19 protein-coding genes and 1 pseudogene are annotated in these 19,603 nt (G+C 59.2%); 10 read left to right on the forward strand and 10 right to left on the reverse strand.

Annotated elements, in window-relative coordinates; genetic code table 11:
* Positions 1-76: 76 nt before the first annotated feature.
* Together WG29040_RS18265 and dadA are read right to left on the reverse strand one after the other, a co-directional pair.
* On the reverse strand, positions 77-430 hold the full coding sequence (locus WG29040_RS18265; RefSeq protein ID WP_003437845.1) for a RidA family protein: 354 nt from the start codon (positions 428-430) through the stop codon (positions 77-79).
* Positions 402-1,703 (reverse strand): D-amino acid dehydrogenase, encoded by a 1,302-nt coding sequence (gene dadA, locus WG29040_RS18270; protein WP_003437843.1) that lies wholly within the window; start codon positions 1,701-1,703, stop codon positions 402-404. Before dadA ends, WG29040_RS18265 begins: the two co-directional genes overlap by 29 nt.
* 156 nt (positions 1,704-1,859) lie before the next feature.
* Between dadA and WG29040_RS18275 the strand changes: the two genes are divergently transcribed.
* Positions 1,860-2,348, forward strand: coding sequence for an Lrp/AsnC ligand binding domain-containing protein (locus WG29040_RS18275; RefSeq protein WP_003437842.1), 489 nt, complete (start codon positions 1,860-1,862; stop codon positions 2,346-2,348).
* 50 nt (positions 2,349-2,398) lie between these two features.
* Here WG29040_RS18275 and WG29040_RS18280 read toward each other — a convergent pair whose 3' ends face one another.
* The gene (locus tag WG29040_RS18280; protein WP_003437837.1) at positions 2,399-2,752 is read right to left on the reverse strand and encodes a YkgJ family cysteine cluster protein; all 354 of its coding nucleotides are present in this window, start codon (positions 2,750-2,752) and stop codon (positions 2,399-2,401) included.
* Positions 2,753-2,899: 147 nt separating this feature from the next.
* Between WG29040_RS18280 and WG29040_RS18285 the strand changes: the two genes are divergently transcribed.
* A complete protein-coding gene (locus WG29040_RS18285) occupies positions 2,900-4,201 on the forward strand; it encodes an FAD-binding oxidoreductase (protein ID WP_003437833.1) in 1,302 nt (433 codons plus the stop codon).
* Between the two features lie 37 nt (positions 4,202-4,238).
* On the opposite strand, the gene WG29040_RS18290 is transcribed toward WG29040_RS18285, so the two are convergent.
* Entirely contained in the window at positions 4,239-4,472 is a 234-nt protein-coding gene (locus WG29040_RS18290; RefSeq protein ID WP_003437832.1) for a DUF1127 domain-containing protein, read from the reverse strand.
* Positions 4,473-4,641: 169 nt separating this feature from the next.
* On the opposite strand from WG29040_RS18290, the gene WG29040_RS18295 reads away from it, so the two are divergent.
* A complete protein-coding gene (locus WG29040_RS18295; protein WP_003437829.1) occupies positions 4,642-6,078 on the forward strand; it encodes a PLP-dependent aminotransferase family protein in 1,437 nt (478 codons plus the stop codon).
* A gap of 30 nt (positions 6,079-6,108) precedes the next feature.
* Positions 6,109-7,644, forward strand: a complete 1,536-nt coding sequence (locus WG29040_RS18300; RefSeq protein ID WP_029612719.1) for a phospholipase D family protein — start codon at positions 6,109-6,111, stop codon at positions 7,642-7,644.
* A gap of 29 nt (positions 7,645-7,673) precedes the next feature.
* Here WG29040_RS18300 and WG29040_RS18305 read toward each other — a convergent pair whose 3' ends face one another.
* Both WG29040_RS18305 and WG29040_RS18310 read right to left on the reverse strand, forming a co-directional pair.
* Complete coding sequence (locus WG29040_RS18305; protein WP_010656754.1) at positions 7,674-8,819, reverse strand: MFS transporter; 1,146 nt, start codon at positions 8,817-8,819, stop codon at positions 7,674-7,676.
* Positions 8,820-8,966: 147 nt separating this feature from the next.
* Positions 8,967-10,460 (reverse strand): aldehyde dehydrogenase, encoded by a 1,494-nt coding sequence (locus tag WG29040_RS18310; protein ID WP_003437826.1) that lies wholly within the window; start codon positions 10,458-10,460, stop codon positions 8,967-8,969.
* A 238-nt stretch (positions 10,461-10,698) separates the two neighbouring features.
* Here WG29040_RS18310 and WG29040_RS18315 point away from each other — a divergent pair, with 238 nt between their 5' ends.
* On the forward strand, positions 10,699-11,061 hold the full coding sequence (locus tag WG29040_RS18315; protein ID WP_003437825.1) for a cupin domain-containing protein: 363 nt from the start codon (positions 10,699-10,701) through the stop codon (positions 11,059-11,061).
* A 173-nt stretch (positions 11,062-11,234) separates the two neighbouring features.
* Here WG29040_RS18315 and rpmG read toward each other — a convergent pair whose 3' ends face one another.
* A complete protein-coding gene (gene rpmG, locus WG29040_RS18320) occupies positions 11,235-11,390 on the reverse strand; it encodes a 50S ribosomal protein L33 (RefSeq protein ID WP_003437824.1) in 156 nt (51 codons plus the stop codon).
* Between the two features lie 11 nt (positions 11,391-11,401).
* Positions 11,402-11,635, reverse strand: a complete 234-nt coding sequence (rpmB, locus tag WG29040_RS18325) for a 50S ribosomal protein L28 (protein WP_003437823.1) — start codon at positions 11,633-11,635, stop codon at positions 11,402-11,404.
* Positions 11,636-12,147: 512 nt separating this feature from the next.
* On the opposite strand from rpmB, the gene WG29040_RS18330 reads away from it, so the two are divergent.
* Complete coding sequence (locus tag WG29040_RS18330; protein ID WP_127196642.1) at positions 12,148-13,734, forward strand: ABC transporter substrate-binding protein; 1,587 nt, start codon at positions 12,148-12,150, stop codon at positions 13,732-13,734.
* A gap of 3 nt (positions 13,735-13,737) precedes the next feature.
* Here WG29040_RS18330 and radC read toward each other — a convergent pair whose 3' ends face one another.
* Positions 13,738-14,412 (reverse strand): DNA repair protein RadC, encoded by a 675-nt coding sequence (gene radC / locus WG29040_RS18335; protein WP_003437820.1) that lies wholly within the window; start codon positions 14,410-14,412, stop codon positions 13,738-13,740.
* 122 nt (positions 14,413-14,534) lie between these two features.
* Here radC and coaBC point away from each other — a divergent pair, with 122 nt between their 5' ends.
* The 4 genes and pseudogenes from coaBC (at position 14,535) to argB (ending at position 18,833) form a co-directional block, all read left to right on the forward strand.
* Positions 14,535-15,743: a bifunctional phosphopantothenoylcysteine decarboxylase/phosphopantothenate--cysteine ligase CoaBC gene (gene coaBC, locus WG29040_RS18340; RefSeq protein ID WP_003437818.1), complete on the forward strand. Its 1,209-nt coding sequence runs from the start codon at positions 14,535-14,537 to the stop codon at positions 15,741-15,743.
* Between the two features lie 5 nt (positions 15,744-15,748).
* Positions 15,749-16,204 carry a dUTP diphosphatase gene (dut, locus tag WG29040_RS18345; RefSeq protein WP_003437816.1) on the forward strand — a complete coding sequence of 152 codons (456 nt, stop codon included), beginning with the start codon at positions 15,749-15,751 and terminating at the stop codon, positions 16,202-16,204.
* 321 nt (positions 16,205-16,525) lie between these two features.
* Positions 16,526-17,902, forward strand: a pseudogene (locus WG29040_RS18350) (phosphomannomutase/phosphoglucomutase); the annotation flags it as partial.
* 25 nt (positions 17,903-17,927) lie between these two features.
* On the forward strand, positions 17,928-18,833 hold the full coding sequence (gene argB, locus WG29040_RS18355) for an acetylglutamate kinase (RefSeq protein ID WP_003437812.1): 906 nt from the start codon (positions 17,928-17,930) through the stop codon (positions 18,831-18,833).
* Between the two features lie 61 nt (positions 18,834-18,894).
* Here the strand turns inward: argB and pyrE are convergent, their stop codons facing one another.
* Positions 18,895-19,536 (reverse strand): orotate phosphoribosyltransferase, encoded by a 642-nt coding sequence (gene pyrE / locus WG29040_RS18360; protein WP_003437809.1) that lies wholly within the window; start codon positions 19,534-19,536, stop codon positions 18,895-18,897.
* Positions 19,537-19,603: the final 67 nt, after the last annotated feature.

The following is a 19,603-nucleotide window of genomic DNA, read 5'->3' on the forward strand; positions in this document are numbered from 1 at the left end:
TGAATAAAAAACCGGCGCCAACCCGTGGCTTGACCACGGTGGCACCGGAAGAGGGACAGTTATGACATCAAGGGTGTTATGGCAGTGCCGCGATAACCGACAGTTCCACCAGAATTTCCGGTTCACACAGCTTGGCTTCGACCGTTGCGCGTGCAGGCTGTACGCCTTTAGGCAGCCACTCGTCCCAGACACTGTTCATGCCGGCAAAGTCGGCATCGATGTTCTTGAGGTAGATGGTGACCGACAGGATGTGGCTTTTGTCGGTGCCCGCCAGGTCCAGCAGGTGCTCGATATTTTTCAGGGTTTCGCGGGTTTGCTGCTCGACCCCGGCATACATGTCATTGCCGACTTGCCCTGACAGGTAAACAGTGCCGTTGTGAGCCACGATCTGGCTCATGCGTTCATTGGTGAGCTGGCGCTGGATTGCCATGTTTTGCAGTCTCCTGGTGGTTTCCGTAACGGGAAATATCAAGGCCTTCGGCGCTGATCTGTGGCGTCTTTTTGGCCATCACGTCAGCGAGGAAGCGACCGGAGCCGCAGGCCATGGTCCAGCCGAGTGTGCCATGACCGGTGTTCAGGAACAGGTTTTTAAATGGCGTCGGGCCCACGATCGGCGTGCCGTCCGGAGTGGTCGGGCGCAGGCCGGTCCAGAAACTTGCCTGGCTCAAATCACCGCCCCGAGGATAAAGATCATTGACGATCATCTCCAGGGTTTCACGCCGACGGGGATTGAGCGACAGGTCAAAACCGGCTATCTCGGCCATGCCGCCGACACGGATACGGTTGTCGAAACGGGTGATGGCGACTTTGTAGGTCTCATCCAGAATGGTCGAGGTGGGGGCCATGGCCGGATCGGTGATCGGGATGGTCAGCGAGTAGCCTTTGAGCGGGTAAACCGGGGCCTTGATGCCCAGCGGCTTGAGCATTTGCGGTGAGTAGCTGCCCAGGGCCAGTACGTAGCGGTCAGCGGTTTCGAGCTTGCCGTCGATCATTACGCCATTGATGCGATCGCCCGCGAAGTCCAGGTGCTGGATATCCTGACCGAAGCGGAATTCGACACCCAGGTTTTTAGCCATTTCAGCCAGGCGGGTGGTGAACATCTGACAGTCACCTGTCTGGTCATTCGGCAGGCGCAGGGCGCCGGCCAGAATGTCAGTGACACCGGCCAGTGCCGGCTCAACCCGGGCGATACCCGCACGGTCGAGCAGCTCGTAAGGCACCCCGGACTCCTTGAGTACGGCGATATCTTTGGCTGCGCCGTCCAGTTGGGCCTGGGTGCGGAACAATTGAGTGGTACCGAGGTTGCGAGCCTCGTAGGCAATACCGGTTTCGGCGCGCAGTTCATCGAGGCAGTCGCGGCTGTACTCGGACAAACGCACCATGCGCTCCTTGTTCACGGCATAGCGGCTGGCGGTGCAGTTGCGCAGCATCTGCGCCATCCACAGGTACTGGTCGATATTGGTGGTGGCCTTGATTGCCAGGGGGGCGTGGCGCTCGAGCAGCCATTTGATCGCCTTGAGCGGAACGCCCGGCGCGGCCCATGGCGATGCATAGCCCGGGGATACCTGGCCGGCGTTGGCAAAGCTGGTTTCCATCGCAACGGCTGGCTGACGGTCTACGACGACTACATCGAAACCGGCTCGGGCCAGATAATAGGCGCTGGCAGTACCAATAACGCCGCCACCCAATACCATAACTCGCATATTTATTTCCCTCATCGCGGCCAGCCGCAGACGTTTATTGTTCAAAGCGAAGATGAGCGCAGTATAAGAAGCATTTGCCAGTGGATTTCACTGTATAAAAAGCTATATTTGGCGACAATTCTCGGCCAAAACGCTTTTTACAAAGGAGATTCTCCTATGCGTACAAATCATCAGACAAAGCGTGAACTGGACAAGATCGATCGCAACATTTTGCGCATCCTGCAGGCCGATGGCCGGATCTCGTTTACCGAGCTTGGAGAGAAGGTAGGGTTGTCGACCACGCCCTGTACCGAGCGGGTACGCAGGCTGGAACGCGAAGGGATCATCATGGGCTACAACGCCCGGCTCAACCCCCAGCATTTGCAGGGCAGTTTGCTGGTGTTCGTCGAAATCAGCCTCGACTACAAGTCAGGCGATACTTTTGAAGAATTCCGCCGTGCAGTGCTGAAATTGCCCCACGTACTGGAGTGTCATCTGGTGTCGGGTGACTTCGACTATCTGGTCAAGGCGCGGATCAGCGAGATGGCCTCGTACCGTAAACTGCTGGGCGATATCTTGCTCAAACTGCCCCACGTGCGTGAGTCCAAGAGCTATATCGTGATGGAAGAGGTGAAAGAGAGCCTGAATTTGCCGATCCCGGATTGACCCCCGGGGCTCTGCAGGAGCGAGCTTGCTCCTGCAGGGGCAGGAAGGTTCTACACCAGCACCTGGCGGGTACTGGCGATGTATTCATGCACCAGCTTCTCCGCCGAAGGATGGATCATTTCCACCGGGCGGCGGCCGTTAGGGCACGGCAAGGTCGGGGTGGTGCCAAACAGACGGCAGATCAGCGGGCGCTCTTCATACACAGTGCAGCCATTGGGGCCCAGGTGTACGCAGTTCAGCTCGTCCATGGCCGCCTCTTGTTCGGCAGCGGTCTTGCGTGGCAGGCGGGCCATTTCTTCAGATGAGGTGGTCACGGGCCCGCAGCAGTCATGGCAACCCGGAACGCATTCGAACGACGGGATCTGCTGCCTGAGAAAGCGGATTTTATGACTGTTACAGCTCATCTAAGGCTCACCGGATTTGAAAAGGCCGCAGAGTCTGCCCGAAAAGCCTCACTCTAGACAGGGCCGTCCGGCTGTTCTTGCCCCGCAGGAAGGGCCGGGCTTATGCTCCGTCAAATTTTTCTAACATGAATAATCAGGATTAATCACATGAGCGCCCCGGATCCGCGCAGCCAGCACACCGCTTCTTATTACGCCGCCAGCAGTCTGCCGCAGCCCGATCATCCGGTGCTGCAAGGTGAGCATGTGGCTGATGTGTGCGTGGTGGGCGGCGGCTTTTCCGGCCTGAACACGGCGCTGGAGCTGGCCGAGCGCGGCATGAGCGTGATTGTGCTCGAAGCGCACAAGATCGGCTGGGGTGCCAGCGGGCGCAATGGCGGGCAACTGATTCGCGGCGTCGGCCACGGGCTTGAGCAGTTTGAAGGGATCATCGGCAAGGACGGTGTGCGGCAAATGAAGTTGATGGGCCTGGAGGCGGTGGAAATCGTGCGCCAGCGGGTCGAACGCTACAACATTGCCTGCGACCTGACCTGGGGTTATTGCGACCTGGCCAACAAGCCTCGCGACCTGGAAGGTTTTGCCGAAGAGGCCGAAGAATTGCGCGGCTTGGGTTATCGCCACCAGACCCGTTTGCTGCAAGCCAACGAAGTGCACAGTGTGGTGGGTTCGGACCGTTATGTCGGAGGCCTGGTTGACATGGGCTCGGGTCATTTGCACCCGCTTAACCTGGCGCTGGGTGAAGCCGCCGTCGCGGCGCAATTGGGCGTGAAGCTGTTCGAAAACAGCGCGGTAACCCGGATCGATTACGGCCCTGAAGTGCGGGTGCATACGGCTCAGGGATCGGTGCGGGCCAGGAGCCTGGTGCTGGGCTGCAATGCCTATCTCAAGGATCTCAACCCGCAACTCAGTGGCAAAGTACTGCCTGCGGGCAGTTACATCATTGCCACCGAGCCGTTGAGTGAAGCCCAGGCTCATGCTTTGTTGCCGCAGAACATGGCGGTATGCGATCAGCGTGTGGCGCTGGATTATTACCGGCTTTCGGCGGACCGGCGTTTGCTGTTCGGTGGTGCCTGTCATTACTCAGGCCGCGACCCGCAGGACATCGGCGCTTACATGCGGCCGAAAATGCTCGAAGTGTTCCCGCACCTGGCCAATGTAAAAATCGATTACCAGTGGGGCGGGATGATTGGTATTGGTGCCAACCGCTTGCCGCAGATCGGTCGTCTGCCGGATCAGCCCAACGTGTATTTCGCCCAGGCGTATTCAGGACATGGGGTGAACGCCACGCACCTGGCCGGCAAGCTGCTGGCCGAGGCCATCAGCGGCCAGCAAAGCCACGGTTTTGACCTGTTCGCCAAAGTCCCGCACATCACCTTTCCGGGCGGCAAGTACCTGCGTTCGCCGTTGCTGGCGCTGGGCATGTTGTGGCATCGGCTCAAAGAGCTGGGTTAACCCGCCCCCCTGCAGGCGCTCGCTGCTGCCAGTCAGGTCAAGAGCGCCAGAACGGTTTGCAGCCTTCGCGCAGGGCCAGCTCCGGGCTCAAACCCACGTCCCGCAGCTGCTGTGCATCCAGCTGGAGCAAGGCCCGGCGGGTGCGTGAGCGGTGACAGAACAGGCCCCAGCGGCTTAAAGCGGCAGGTGAACTGACGACCTGAAAAGATTCGTGCTCAGCCTGTAATTGCGGGCCGTGTAACGTCAGACGCACATCGCTTAAACCATTCATTCGCCAGCTCCTTTTGACTCGGTTGCTATGAGTCAGCATGATGGCCTTGCGTCAAAAACCATGACAGATTCAGCAAACTGTTTTTATATGCATACAGATTCGTCTTTTTAGAGCCTGAATCCTCGGTTTATAGCCCATCTGTACCGGTCAATCTTTCGAGAGCACCGCCATGACCCTATACGTCAACCTCGCCGACCTGCTCGGTACGCGCATCGAACAGGGCTTTTATCGCCCCGGCGACCGCTTGCCTTCAGTGCGTGCATTAAGCGCCGAACATGGTGTGAGCCTGAGTACGGTGCAGCAGGCGTATCGGTTGCTGGAGGACAATGGCCTGGCTTCGCCGCGCCCCAAGTCCGGATACTTTGTACCGATGGAGCGCCAGTTGCCGGCCTTGCCGGGCATGGGCAAGCCCGCTCAGCGGCCGGTGGAAATTTCCCAGTGGGAGCAGGTGCTGGAACTGGTGCGCTCGGTGCCGCAAAAGGATGTGATTCAACTGGGGCGCGGCATGCCCGACGTTACTGTGCCGACCATCAAGCCGTTGTTGCGCAGCCTGGCGCAAATCAGTCGCCGCCTGGACTTGCCCGGCCTGTATTACGACAACGTCTACGGGGTGCTGGCCCTGCGCGAGCAACTGGCGCGCCTGCTGCTCGACTCGGGCTGTCAGTTGAGCCCCGACGAGATAGTGATCACCACTGGCTGCCATGAAGCGCTGTCATGCAGTATTCGGGCGGTGTGTGAGCCGGGAGATATTGTGGCGGTCGATTCGCCGAGCTTTCACGGCGCCATGCAAACCCTCAAAGGGTTGGGCATGAAGGCGCTGGAGATACCCACCGACCCGCTGACCGGCATCAGCCTGGATGCGCTGGAGCTGGCGCTGGAGCAGTGGCCGATCAAGGCAATCCAGATCACCCCCAGTTGCAACAATCCGCTGGGCTACATCATGCCCGAGGCGCGCAAACGGGCCTTGGTGACCCTGGCCCAGCGCTTTGACGTGGCCATTATCGAAGACGATGTCTACGGTGAGCTGGCCTACACCTACCCTCGCCCGCGGACCATCAAGTCGTTCGACGATGACGGTCGGGTGCTGCTGTGCAGCTCGTTCTCCAAGACCCTGGCCCCGGGCCTGCGGGTAGGCTGGGTCGCGCCGGGCCGTTATCTGGAGCGGGTGCTGCACATGAAGTACATCTCCACCGGCTCCACCGCGCCGCAGCCGCAGCTGGCGGTTGCCGACTTTTTGAAAAACGGTCATTTCGAACCGCACCTGCGCAAAATGCGCACCCAATATCAGCGCAATCGCGATTTGATGCTGGGCTGGATCAGCCGCTACTTTCCGCCCGGTACCCGCGCCAGCCGGCCTCAGGGCAGTTTTATGCTGTGGCTTGAACTGCCCGAGGGGTTTGATAGCTTGCGCCTCAATCGCGCGCTGCTTGAGCAGGGGGTGCAGGTCGCGGTGGGCAGCATCTTTTCTGCTTCGGGCAAGTACCGTAATTGCTTGCGCATGAACTACGCTGCCAAGCCAACGCTGCAGATTGAAGAGGCCGTGCGCAAGGTCGGTGAAACGGCCAGCAAGTTGTGGGCTCAGGCGGCCGGTCACGCGGACAGTTGAACGGGGCACCGTACGTTGAAATCACTCTGCATGTTGTTTTTCGCGCTGTTGCTGGGAGGTTGTAGCACCTTGGATGTACCTCGAGAGTCAAGTCAGGCTACCCCCGCGGTGGATTCATCCTTTGGCCGCTCGATCATGGCTCAGGCGGCGCCCTACCGGGGCCGCTCGGGGTTCCGTTTATTGCCCAACAGCGGCGAAGCGTTCCGGGCCCGGGCAGAGCTGATCCGCAATGCGCAGAGCAGTCTTGATCTGCAGTACTACATCGTCCACGACGGGCTGAGTACGCGGATGCTGGTTGATGAGCTGCTCAAGGCGGCAGATCGCGGGGTGAGGGTACGACTGCTGCTCGACGACACCGCCAGCGATGGCCTGGACGATATTCTGGCCACCCTGGCGGCCCATCCCAATATTCAGGTCCGCCTGTTCAATCCGCTGCAATTGGGACGTGGCACGGGGGTGACCCGGGCGATGGGCCGGCTATTCAATCTTTCGCGCCAGCACCGGCGCATGCATAACAAGCTGTGGCTGGCCGATAACAGTGCGGCGATTGTCGGCGGGCGGAATTTGGGCGATGAGTATTTCGATGCTCAGCCGGATCTGAATTTCACCGACATCGACCTGCTCGGAGTGGGGCCGGTGGCTGAGCAACTGGGGTACAGCTTCGATCAATACTGGAACAGTGCCCTGAGCCAGCCCATTGGTGATTTTGTTTCGGCACGGCTGTCCCGGTCGGAGCTGGCCAGGGCGCGGGAAAAACTCGAGGCGTCACTCAAACTGGCACAACAACGCAACAACACGCTGTACCAGCAACTGGCATCGTATGAAACCAGCCCGCAGCTGGATACCTGGCGCAAAGAGCTGATCTGGGCCTGGGGTCAGGCCTTGTGGGATGCACCGAGCAAGGTGCTGGCCAAGGACGAGCCGGATCCGCATTTGTTGCTGACCACGCAACTGGCGCCGGAACTGGCCGGGGTGAACAAAGAGCTGATTCTGGTCTCGGCCTACTTTGTGCCGGGTGAAACCGGGCTGGTGTACCTGACGGGCCGTGCGGATGCCGGGGTCGATGTACGTTTATTGACCAACTCCCTGGAAGCCACGGACGTGCCGGTGGTGCATGGCGGCTATGCCCCCTATCGCAAGGCGTTGCTGGAGCATGGGGTCAAGCTCTTTGAGCTGCGGCGCCAGCCCGGCAGCCACCCGGGCAGCGGTCCGCATCTGTTTAAACACGGGATGAGCAGCGATTCGAGCCTGCACAGCAAGGCGATGATTTTCGACGGGCAAAAATCCTTTATCGGCTCGTTCAATTTCGACCCGCGTTCGGGCTTGTGGAACACCGAGGTCGGGGTGCTGGTGGACAGCCCGCAGCTGGCGGACGAGGCGCGCAAGCTGGCGTTGCAGGGCATGTCGCCGGCCTTGAGCTACGAGCCGACCCTGGAGCAGGGCAAGATCGTCTGGGTAACCGAAGACAATGGCCGGTTACATGCGTTGAGCCACGAGCCGGGCAACTGGTGGCGCCGGCTGAACGCCTGGTTCAGCAAGAGCGTGGGGCTGGAGAAGATGTTGTAACCACCCAGGCCCCTCTGCAGGCGCATATTTTATGCGGCTGTTTGCTCTGCGCCAAAGGCGCCCTGGCGCAACACCAGGATCACCAGCACCAAGGCTCCGGCGGCCATGAACAGCGGCAAGGCATGGCCGCTGATCCACTGGCTGCCAGCACCTGCGGCCAACGGCCCGATCAGGCAGCCAATGCCCCATAGCTGTGCAATGTGGGCATTGGCACGTACCAGCGCGTCGTCACGGTAGCGCTCGCCGATCAGAATCAACGACAGGGTGAACAGGCCGCCTGCGCTGGCGCCGAAAATCACCCACAGCGGCCAGATCAACAGGGTATTGAGCAACAATGGCACCGCCAGGCTCGACAGCATCAGCAGCACCGCGCAACCGGTGAACAACGAACGCCGGGACAGGCGGTCGGCCAGCGCACCAATCGGCAGTTGCAGCAGGGCATCGCCCACCACCACGGTACTGACCATTGCCAGGGCGATGTCGGCGGTAAAGCCCTGACGCAGGCAATAGACCGGCAGCAGGGTCAGAATCATGGCTTCAAAGGCCGCAAATAACCCTACAGCCCAGGCGATGGCCGGCAAGCCTCGACAGAACTCCAGCAAGTCCTTGAAGGTCACGCTGTACGCTTCGGTGACGGGGGCGCCATCGCGGCCCATCAGCAGCAAGGGGGCCAGCGTCAGCAGAGCTACGCCGATCCAGAATCCGTAGTCCCCTTCAGAGCCAACCAGGCCCAATAGCAGGGGCCCGGAGAGTTGGCTCAAGGCGTAGGCCGAGCCATACAGTGCGACCAGGCGGCCGCGCCATTGTTCGACCACCAGTTGGTTGATCCAGCTTTCACCGAGAATAAAAATGATCGTGAGCACTACCCCGATCAGCAGTCGCAGCACCAGCCACACCGGGTAGCTGGGCAGTAACGCCAACAGCCCGATGGACAGCGCGCCACACCACAAACACAGACGCATCAGGGCTGGCGTACCAAAGCGCGAGGCCAGTTTGCTGGCCAGGCTGGCGCCCACCAGCACGCCGATTGCCGGCATGGCTGCCATCACGCCAATTGCGAACCCGCCGTAACCCCAGCTTTCGAGCCGGAACGACACCAGCGGCATGCTCACGCCCAGCGCCAGGCCGACGCTGAGTACCGAGGCCAGTACGGCGAAGTAAGTCGCCCAACGCATCGCTGTGCTCCTGTGGATAACTGGAAATAAAGGTTTGAAACAAATGTGGGAGCGGCTGCTCGCGATGCTAGCACCGGGGTCCATAGTGCAGACCGGGTGCGATCATCGCGGGCAAGCCCGCTCCCACAGGGTGTTACCAGTGTTGTGTTACAGCTTGATCCAGGTGGATTTCAGCTCGGTGTATTTGTCGAATGCGTGCAGCGACTTGTCACGGCCGTTACCCGACTGTTTGAAGCCGCCAAACGGAGCGGTCATGTCGCCGCCATCGTATTGGTTGACCCATACGCTACCGGCGCGCAGGGCTTTGGCAGTCAGGTGAGCCTTGGAGATATCGGCTGTCCAGACTGCAGCCGCCAGGCCATATGGCGTGTCGTTGGCAATCTGGATCGCTTCTGCGGCGCTGTCGAAGGCGATAACCGACAAGACCGGGCCAAAAATTTCTTCCTGGGCGATTTTCATCGCGTTGCTCACACCGTCGAAAATGGTCGGCTCAACGTAGGTGCCACCGGTTTCCTGCAGGATTCGTTTGCCACCGGCAACCAGTTTGGCGCCTTCGCTGTGGCCGGCTTCGATGTACGACAGCACAGTGTTCATTTGCTGAGTGTCGACCAGGGCGCCCACGGTGGTGGCCGGGTCCAGCGGATTGCCCGGCTTCCAGTCCTTGAGCGCTTCGATCACCAGCGGCAGGAATTTGTCTTTGATGGAGCGCTCGACCAGCAGGCGCGAACCTGCGGTACAGACTTCGCCCTGGTTGAAGGCGATGGCGCTGGCAGCGGATTCGGCAGCGGCTTGCAGGTCGGGAGCATCGGCGAAGACGATGTTCGGGCTCTTGCCGCCGGCTTCGAGCCAGATGCGCTTCATGTTGGATTCGCCGGAATAGATCATCAACTGCTTGGCGATTTTGGTCGAACCGGTAAACACCAGGGTGTCGACGTCCATGTGCAAGGCCAGGGCTTTGCCGACAGTGTGGCCGTAACCTGGCAGGACGTTCAGGACGCCAGCCGGAATGCCGGCTTCAACGGCCAGTGCCGCAATGCGGATGGCTGTCAGTGGCGATTTTTCGGAGGGCTTGAGGATTACCGAGTTACCGGTCGACAGCGCCGGACCGAGCTTCCAGCAGGCCATCATCAACGGGAAGTTCCACGGCACGATGGCGGCGACTACGCCGACCGCTTCGCGGGTCACCAGACCCAACTGGTCGTGGGGGGTGGCGGCGACCTCGTCGTAAATCTTGTCGATGGCTTCACCGCTCCAGCTCAGCGCACCGGCTGCACCGGGGACGTCGATGTGCAGCGAGTCGCTGATCGGCTTGCCCATGTCCAGGGTTTCAAGCAGGGCCAGTTCTTCGGCGTTTTGCTTGAGCAGATCGGCAAAGCGGATCATGGCGGCTTTGCGCTTGGCCGGTGCCAGGCGCGACCAGACGCCCGACTCAAAGGTTTTGCGTGCCACTTCTACGGCGCGCTGGGCGTCAGCTGCATCGCAGCTGGCAACTTTGCCCAGCAAGCGGCCGTCGACCGGGCTGAGACACTCGAACGTTTCATTGGAGACCGCGTCGGTGTATTCACCGTTGATGTAGGCGCGACCTTCGATTTTCAGCTGTTTGGCCCGTTGTTCCCAATCAGCACGCGTCAGGGTGGTCATTCGAGTGTCCTCCTCTTATTAAGAATTGCAGCGCTCAGGCTTTGGCATGGCGCGTCATGGATGCTGTCCGATTCACTAAAGTGATCAGTACGAGACATCCGCCACCCTAAACCAGTGGCCCTGGAACTTTCAATATATTTGACACATGTGTCGCAAACGGCAAGGCTTGTTCGTTTTAATAAACATCAGCTTTTGTCTTTCTGACCACACACGCAGCAATTTCGGGGGTACAAAAATAATGAGCATTGCCACAATCGTCGACTTCAGCACTGCCAAAACCCAGGCTGACCGATTTAGTCCTGCGCCGGAAAAAGTGCTCAAGGGTAATCCGGAGCAAGTTGTCCACAACCATTACGACAGCCCTTGCGGGCAGATGAGCGCGGGGGTGTGGGAAGGTGCTGTGGGGCACTGGACGGTCAATTACACCGAGCATGAATATTGCGAAATTCTGCAGGGCGTTTCAGTTCTGCGTGACCAGGAAGGCAACGCCAAGACCCTGCGGGCCGGTGACCGCTTTGTCATCCCTGCCGGCTTCAGTGGCACGTGGGAAGTGCTGGAGCCATGTCGCAAAGTTTACGTCGTGTTTGAACACAAACCCTGAGCCGATAGATGGCGGCTGAGGATCGTGGCGCAGGAGGGGTAATGGTGACCATGAAACTGAGTCAGGCCGGGAAATGCAGGGAAGTGCCGGTCCCACGTTGAACCGTCAGCGCTGAGCAACAAAAAAGGCCCGTATCGTGAGATGCGGGCCTTTTTTGTAAGAAGTAAAACCAATTACTTGATTTTGGCTTCTTTGTAGATCACGTGCTTGCGAACCCGCGGATCGAATTTTTTGATTTCGATTTTGTCCGGAGTGGTGCGCTTGTTCTTATCTGTGGTGTAGAAATGGCCTGTACCAGCGCTCGACACCAAACGGATCAATTCACGCATGATTAGCTCCCTTAGATCTTGCCATCGCGGCGGATTTCGGCCAGCACGACAGTGATGCCACGCTTGTCGATGATGCGCATGCCTTTAGCAGATACGCGCAGACGAACAAAACGTTTCTCTTCTTCAACCCAGAAGCGGTGATGCTGCAGGTTCGGCAGGAAACGACGACGGGTTTTGTTATTTGCGTGGGAAATGTTATTCCCAGTCACCGGACCCTTACCGGTAACTTGACAGACTCTCGACATGCCTCAGCCCTCTAAAACCACATGCCCAACCCGGCATGGGTTGGCCGCTTAATCTCTCAGTCATGGCGCCAGGCGCCGCGTTTCTTTAAGGGTCTTACCGGCTACACCTACAAACGAAGGAACCGGGCCCCTAGAAAAGAGCGCTGCTTTATACCAGAAAGACTAAAGAGCAACAACACGAACTGTGGTTTGCTGTAATTAATTAAGTCGGCAGTCTAACGGCATTTCGCGCTAAAGCCTATGCCTGCTTGGGTTTTACCGCTCGTCGCGAGATGAAAGGTTTCAGTGCGAAAATTGCGCTTTATTGCAGTCGGCGACGGTCGCGACAAGGGCGGACGGGTCTTGATATGGCCGAAAATACCCCCGTTTCGAGCTCTGCAGGCGCCTTCGGCAGCCGCTACAGGGAACGGATCGTATTAAAAAGTAGTCATTTGTCCATCAGGTCACTAGGGTTAGTCTTTTCCAGACTGCACCTGCAGATGGGCCACATCGACTTGCAAAGGAAACAGATCATGCGCCTCGCTGCCGCCCCCTTATTGCTTACCTTTTGCCTGAGTCCGCTGGTTCAGGCGGCCACCTTGAGTGTTTGCACCGAGGCCAGCCCCGAAGGGTTCGATGTGGTGCAGTACAACTCGCTCACGACCACCAATGCCTCGGCAGACGTGCTGATGAATCGTCTGGTGGATTTTGATGCCCGGGCTGCCAGGCTGGTGCCGAGTCTGGCGCAAAGCTGGTCAGTGTCCCCTGACGGTCTTGTGTACGACTTCAAATTACGCCCCGGGGTCAAGTTTCACAGCACGCCTTATTTCACCCCGAGCCGTGAACTGAATGCCGATGACGTGCGCTTCAGCTTCGAGCGCATGCTTGATCCGGACAATCCGTGGCACAAGGTGGCGCAAAGCGGTTTCCCCCATGCGCAGTCCTTGCAACTGCCGCAGCTGGTGAAAAAGATCGAAACCCCGGACCCGTTGACCGTGCGCTTTACCCTCAGCCATCCGGATTCAACGTTCCTGCCGGCGCTGAGTATGGGCTTTGCATCGATCTATTCGGCCGAATATGCCGACAAACTGCTCAAGGCCGGGACGCCGGAGCTGATGAACAGCCAGCCGATCGGTACCGGGCCTTTTGTGTTCTCGCGCTTCCAGAAAGATGCGGTGGTGCGTTACAAGGCCAACCCGGACTATTTCGCGGGCAAGCCGGCTATCGACGGGCTGATTTTTGCCATCACCCCGGACGCCAACGTGCGCCTGCAGAAATTGCGCCGCAATGAGTGCCAGATTGCCCTCTCGCCCAAACCGCTGGATGTGGATGCCGCCACCAAGGACCCTGCGTTGAGCGTTGCGCAAACCCCGGCCTTCATGACTGCTTTTGTGGCCATCAATAGTCAGCATCCGCCACTGGACAAGCCCGAGGTGCGGCAGGCGATCAATCTGGCCTTCGATAAAGACACTTACCTCAAGGCGGTGTTCGAGAACGGTGCACAGACTGCCAATGGCATCTATCCGGCCACGACCTGGAGCTATGCCAAAGATTTGCCGGGCTATGCCCATGATCCGCAAATAGCCAAAGAGCTGCTGGCCAGTGCAGGCCTCAAGGACGGCTTTAAAACCACCATCTGGACCCGGCCGACCGGAAGCGTGCTGAACCCGAACCCAAGCCTTGGGGCGCAGTTGCTGCAGGCGGACCTGGGCAAGGTGGGCATCAAGGCGGACATCCGGGTGATTGAATGGGGCGAATTGATCCGTCGCGCCAAAGCGGGTGAGCACGACCTGTTGTTCATGGGCTGGGCCGGTGATAACGGCGACCCGGACAACTTCCTGACTCCGCAGTTTTCATGCGCCGCGGTGAAGTCCGGGACCAACTTTGCGCGTTATTGCGACAAGACCCTGGACAGCCTGATCAGTGAGGGCAAAACCCTCACCGACCAGGACAAGCGCAGCGCGCTGTATCAAAAGGCCCAGGCCCTGATTCAGCAGCAGGCGCTGTGGCTGCCGCTGGCACACCCAACGGCCTACGCGCTTACCCGTAAAGACGTACAGGGTTATCAGGTGAGTCCGTTCGGGCGTCAGGACTTTTCGACGGTCAGCATCAAGCCCTGAGTGTTACATCCAGCCATGTTCGACCATTGAGAGCGGTTCACCGTCGCCAACGATAAAGTGATCCAGAACCCGCACTTCGATCAGGTCCAGCGCATCGCTCAGGCGCTTGGTCAGGGTGCGGTCGGCCTGGCTGGGCTCGGTGACACCCGAGGGGTGGTTGTGGCAAAAAATCACCGCTGCGGCGTTATGTGCGAGGGCGCGCTTGACCACCTGGCGCGGGTACACGCTGGCACTGTCGATGGAGCCCCTGAACAGCACTTCAAAGGACAGCATCCGGTGTTTGGAGTCCATGAACAGGCAGCCAAACACTTCGTGGAGTTCGTGACGCAGTAACGACTTGAGATAGTCACGAACGGCCTGCGGGCTCTCTAGCGCCGAGTCCCGGCGCAGGCGCTCGGCCAGGTGCCGGCGGCTCATCTCCAGTACCGCCTGCAACTGGCTGAACTTGGCCGGCCCGAGCCCCAGCTGTCGACAGAACCCGGCGAGGTCGGCTTCGAGCAAGGCCCTCAGGCTGCCGAATTCAGCGAGTAAATGCCGTGCCAGATCGACCGCGCTTTTGCCCGAGACCCCGGTGCGCAGGAAGATTGCCAGCAGTTCGGCGTCGGAAAGACTGGATGCTCCGTGTTCTAAAAGCTTCTCGCGCGGCCGCTCTGCTGCCGGCCAATCCCTGATGCTCATAACACCTCCATGTAAGTGGGCGCCGCTGTTCCCTGGCAGGCGCTGTGTTATCTTAGCCCATCATTTTTGCGTGGCATTTGGCCATTTTCCGCGCAGTCATCATCGAACTAGAAGGCAGGCCTATGCAGCGGCTGTATCGAAAACGCATTGTTTTGGGCGTCGGCGGCGGCATCGCGGCTTACAAGAGTGCAGAGCTGGTTCGCCGTTTGCTGGATCAAGGCGCCGAAGTGCGGGTTGTCATGACCCGTGGCGGTAGCGAGTTCATCACTCCGCTGACCATGCAGGCCCTGTCCGGGCACCCGGTTCACCTGGATTTGCTGGACCCGGCGGCTGAAGCCGCGATGGGCCATATCGAGCTGGCCAAGTGGGCTGACCTGGTACTGATCGCGCCAGCCACGGCTGACCTGATCGCCCGTCTTGCCCAGGGCCTGGCCAATGATCTGCTGACCACCCTGGTGCTGGCCACTGACGCGACGGTCGCCATTGCGCCGGCGATGAATCAGGCCATGTGGCGTGATCCGGCCACCCAGGCCAACACCCGATTGCTTGAAACCCGCGGCCTGCGCGTGTTTGGTCCGGCTTCCGGAAGCCAGGCCTGCGGTGACGTGGGCTTTGGCCGCATGCTTGAGGCTGATGATCTGGTGCACTGCGCCGCCGAGTGTTTTCAGCGTCAGGTGTTGACCGGCAAGCATGTACTGATTACGGCAGGCCCGACCCAGGAAAACATCGACCCGGTGCGCTATATCACCAACCACAGCTCCGGAAAAATGGGCTTTGCCCTGGCTGAAGCGGCGGTTGAGGCCGGTGCCCGGGTAACCCTGATTACCGGGCCGGTGCACTTGCCGACCCCGGACCGGGTGAGCCGGATCGATGTGGTCAGTGCCCGCGACATGCTCGCGGCCTGTGAAGCGGCGATCCCCTGTGACGTGTTTATTGCGTCCGCTGCAGTCGCGGATTACCGCCCGGAAGTCGTTGCCCCGCAGAAACTCAAGAAAGACCCTACCAAGGGTGACGGCCTGTTGCTGCAGATGGTGCGCAATCCAGACATTCTGGCCACCATCGCTTCGCGCCCTGACCGCCCTTTTAGTGTCGGCTTTGCCGCAGAGACCGAGCACTTGCTCGATTACGCCGCGCGCAAGCTCAAAGACAAAAACCTCGACCTGATTGTGGCCAACGATGTGGCTAACCCCAGCATCGGCTTCAACAGCGAAGAAAACGCCTGCAGCGTGATTGACCGTCAACTGCATGCCACTGTGTTTGCCCAGACCAGCAAGGGCAAAATTGCCCGCCAGCTGATCACTTTTATCGCCGAACGTCTGAACCAGGTTTAACTCGTATGCACGCTTTGCAAGCCAAAATCCTCGATCCACGCATTGGTAGCGAATTTCCGCTGCCGCAGTACGCCACACCCGGCTCCGCCGGTCTTGACCTGCGCGCCATGCTTAAACAAGACACCGTTCTGGAACCGGGCCAGACCCTGTTGATCCCGACCGGTCTGTCGGTATACATCGGTGATCCGGGCCTGGCGGCGCTGATCCTGCCGCGCTCCGGCCTGGGTCATAAGCACGGCATCGTGCTGGGTAACCTGGTAGGCCTGATCGACTCCGATTATCAGGGCGAACTGATGGTTTCGTGCTGGAACCGTGGTCAAACCGCCTTCAACATCACCATCGGTGAGCGTATTGCTCAGCTGGTGCTGGTGCCGGTGGTGCAGGCGCACTTTGAGCTGGTCGAAGAATTCGACGAAAGCCAGCGTGGTGCTGGCGGCTTCGGTCATTCCGGCAGCCTCTGATTGTACTCAGGTCAGGCGCCCTGCCTGACCTGACTCGTTAGCGTGGTAATTCAGGATGAAGCTCGCGCCAATGCAGTCACTCTGTTTATTGCCAAAATCGATGGCAGCCTTGTGCCATACGCCCCGTAATGCCAACTGGCCTCACGAACTCTCGCGTCAAAACGCCGTCCAAAGCCACAGCTTATGCTCGACCGCTCCCCGTCAACCGGTGAATGCTCGCCGTAGGGCAAGGTCGACGTTCGTGTGCCTGGCAGTTTCAGTGCACACCCCGAATTCTCAGAAAATGGAGCATCCTTTTTAATGAGCAGCCAAGCTTCGGTCGCGCCGCAATTCCCTGACAGCATCTTCCGCGCCTATGACATTCGCGGTGTGGTGCCTGAAACCTTGACCGCTGAAACTGCCTACTGGATTGGCCGTGCCATTGGCGCCGAAAGCCTGGCCCAGGGTGAGCCCCATGTATCGGTGGGGCGTGACGGGCGGTTGTCGGGTCCGGAACTGGTGGAGCGTTTGATTCAGGGTGTGGCCGACAGCGGTTGCCATGTCAGCGATGTAGGCCTGGTACCGACGCCGGCGCTGTATTACGCGGCCAGCGTGCTGAGGGGCAAGTCGGGGGTGATGCTTACAGGCAGCCATAACCCGTCCAACTACAACGGCTTCAAGATCGTGATCGCTGGCGACACCCTGGCCAACGAGCAAATACAGGCGCTGCATACCCGCCTCAAGAGCAATGATCTGACCTGGGGTGAAGGCAGCATCACCCGGGTTGAGATTTTGCCGCGCTACTTCGATGAGATTACCGGGGACATCAAGCTGGCCCGGCGTCTTAAAGTGGTGGTCGACTGTGGTAACGGTGCGGCAGGCGTGATTGCCCCGCAACTGATCGAAGCCCTGAATTGCGAAGTGATCCCGTTGTTCTGCGAGGTGGACGGTAATTTCCCCAACCACCACCCGGACCCGGGCAAGCCCGAGAATCTGCTGGACCTGATCGCCAAGGTTAAAGAAACCAATGCCGACCTTGGCCTGGCCTTTGATGGCGACGGCGACCGTGTCGGTGTCGTGACCAATACCGGCACCATGGTGTTCCCGGATCGCTTGCTGATGCTGTTCGCTCAGGATGTGCTGGTGCGCAACCCGGCTGCCGAGATCATTTTTGATGTGAAATGCAGCCGTCGTCTGGCGCCCTGGATCGAAGAATGTGGCGGTCGGCCACTTATGTGGAAGACCGGTCATTCGTTAATCAAAAAGAAGATGAAGGAAACCAGTGCCTTGCTGGCCGGAGAAATGAGCGGGCATATCTTTTTCAAAGAGCGCTGGTTCGGTTTTGATGACGGTATTTACAGTGCTGCGCGCCTGCTGGAGATCCTCAGCAAGCGCCAGGCGACAGCCGAAGAGCTGTTTGAGACCTTCCCCAACGATATTTCTACGCCAGAGATCAATATCGATGTGACGGATGAGAGCAAATTCAGCATCATTGACGCCCTGCACGATGCCCAATGGGGTGAAGCCGCCGAGCTGACCACCATTGATGGTGTTAGGGTCGACTATCCACACGGCTGGGGCCTGGTTCGCGCCTCCAACACCACTCCGGTGCTGGTGCTGCGATTCGAGGCAGAGACCGAGGCCGAACTGCAACGTATCAAGGATGTCTTTCACGCCCAATTGAAGCGTGTGGCGCCTGATCTCCAACTACCGTTTTGATCGATTTGTTCTACCGGAGCCCTGAATGACCCTCGAACGTGATGCCGCCTCCAACGTCGCCAAGGTTTTGTCCGAAGCGCTGCCCTATATTCGCCGTTACGTCGGCAAGACGCTGGTGATCAAGTACGGCGGCAACGCTATGGAAAACGATGAGCTGAAAACCGGGTTTGCCCGCGACATCGTGTTGATGAAGGCCGTGGGTATCAATCCGGTCGTGGTCCATGGTGGCGGTCCGCAAATCGGTGATTTGCTCAAGCGCCTGTCCATCGAGAGCCATTTCATCGACGGTATGCGGGTCACAGACTCGCAAACCATGGATGTGGTTGAAATGGTGCTCGGCGGCCATGTGAACAAAGAGATCGTCAACCTGATCAACCGCCATGGCGGTAGCGCCATAGGCCTGACCGGTAAAGACGCCACGCTGATCCGGGCCAAGAAAATGGTGGTTACCCGCCAGACACCGGAAATGACCAGCCCGGAAATCATCGATTTCGGGCATGTGGGCGAAGTGGTCGGGATCAACACTGACCTGCTGAACATGCTGACCAAGGGTGATTTCATCCCGGTAATTGCGCCGATTGGCGTGGGTGAAAACGGCGAGTCCTACAACATCAACGCGGATCTGGTGGCGGGTAAGGTCGCCGAAGCGCTGAAAGCTGAAAAGCTTATGTTGCTGACTAATATCGCGGGCCTGATGGACAAGCAGGGCAAGGTGCTGACCGGGCTGACCACTGCCCAGGTGGATGACCTGATTGCCGATGGCACCATCTACGGGGGCATGCTGCCCAAGATCCGCTGCGCGCTGGAAGCCGTGCAAGGTGGCGTGACCACTGCACACATCGTCGACGGTCGTGTACCGAACGCGGTGCTGCTGGAAATCTTCACCGATACCGGTGTCGGTACCCTGATTACCAACAGCAAGACGGTTTAAGCAAAACCAGAAAAGCCCCGTCCGGCGATTGCCGGGCGGGGCTTTTTTTTGGCTGTGCCGACTAGATCCCGTACTGCGCCCGATAGGCTTCAACGGCTGGCAGGTATTGCTTGAGCGTTTCGTCTTCGGCCAGGTACTGCAGCACCTGGTTCAAGGAAACGATGCTGACCACAGGAATACCAAAGTCACGCTCGACTTCCTGAATAGCTGACAGCTCGCCATTGCCACGCTCCTGACGGTTCAGGGCAATCAGCACGCCTGCGGCTTTGGCGCCCTGGGCCTGGATGATCTGCATGACTTCACGGATGGCGGTGCCGGCGGTGATCACGTCGTCGATGATCAGGATATTGCCTTCGAGCGGCGAGCCGACCAGGCTGCCACCTTCGCCGTGGGCTTTGGCTTCTTTGCGGTTGAAGCACCATGGCAGGTCGCGGTCATGGTGTTCTGCCAGGGCCACTGCGGTGGTTGCCGCCAGTGGAATGCCTTTGTAGGCCGGGCCAAACAGGACGTCGAAGGAGATACCGCTGTCAACGATGGCGGCAGCGTAGAAACGCCCCAGTTGAGCCAGTGCGGAGCCGGTGTTGAACAGGCCGGCATTGAAGAAGTAAGGACTGGTGCGCCCGGACTTCAGGGTGAACTCACCGAAGCGCAAAACGCCGCGATCGATGGCAAAACGGATGAAGTCGCGCTGATACGCTTGCATGTAAAGGCCCCAGATGCCACGGATTTAGCTAATTGGTTAGACGGCGTGTATCATACACGCACGTGAT

The sequence above is a fragment of the Pseudomonas sp. PAMC 29040 genome (genome assembly GCF_003994535.1).
In the GTDB taxonomy this organism is placed as follows: domain Bacteria; phylum Pseudomonadota; class Gammaproteobacteria; order Pseudomonadales; family Pseudomonadaceae; genus Aquipseudomonas; species Aquipseudomonas paraversuta.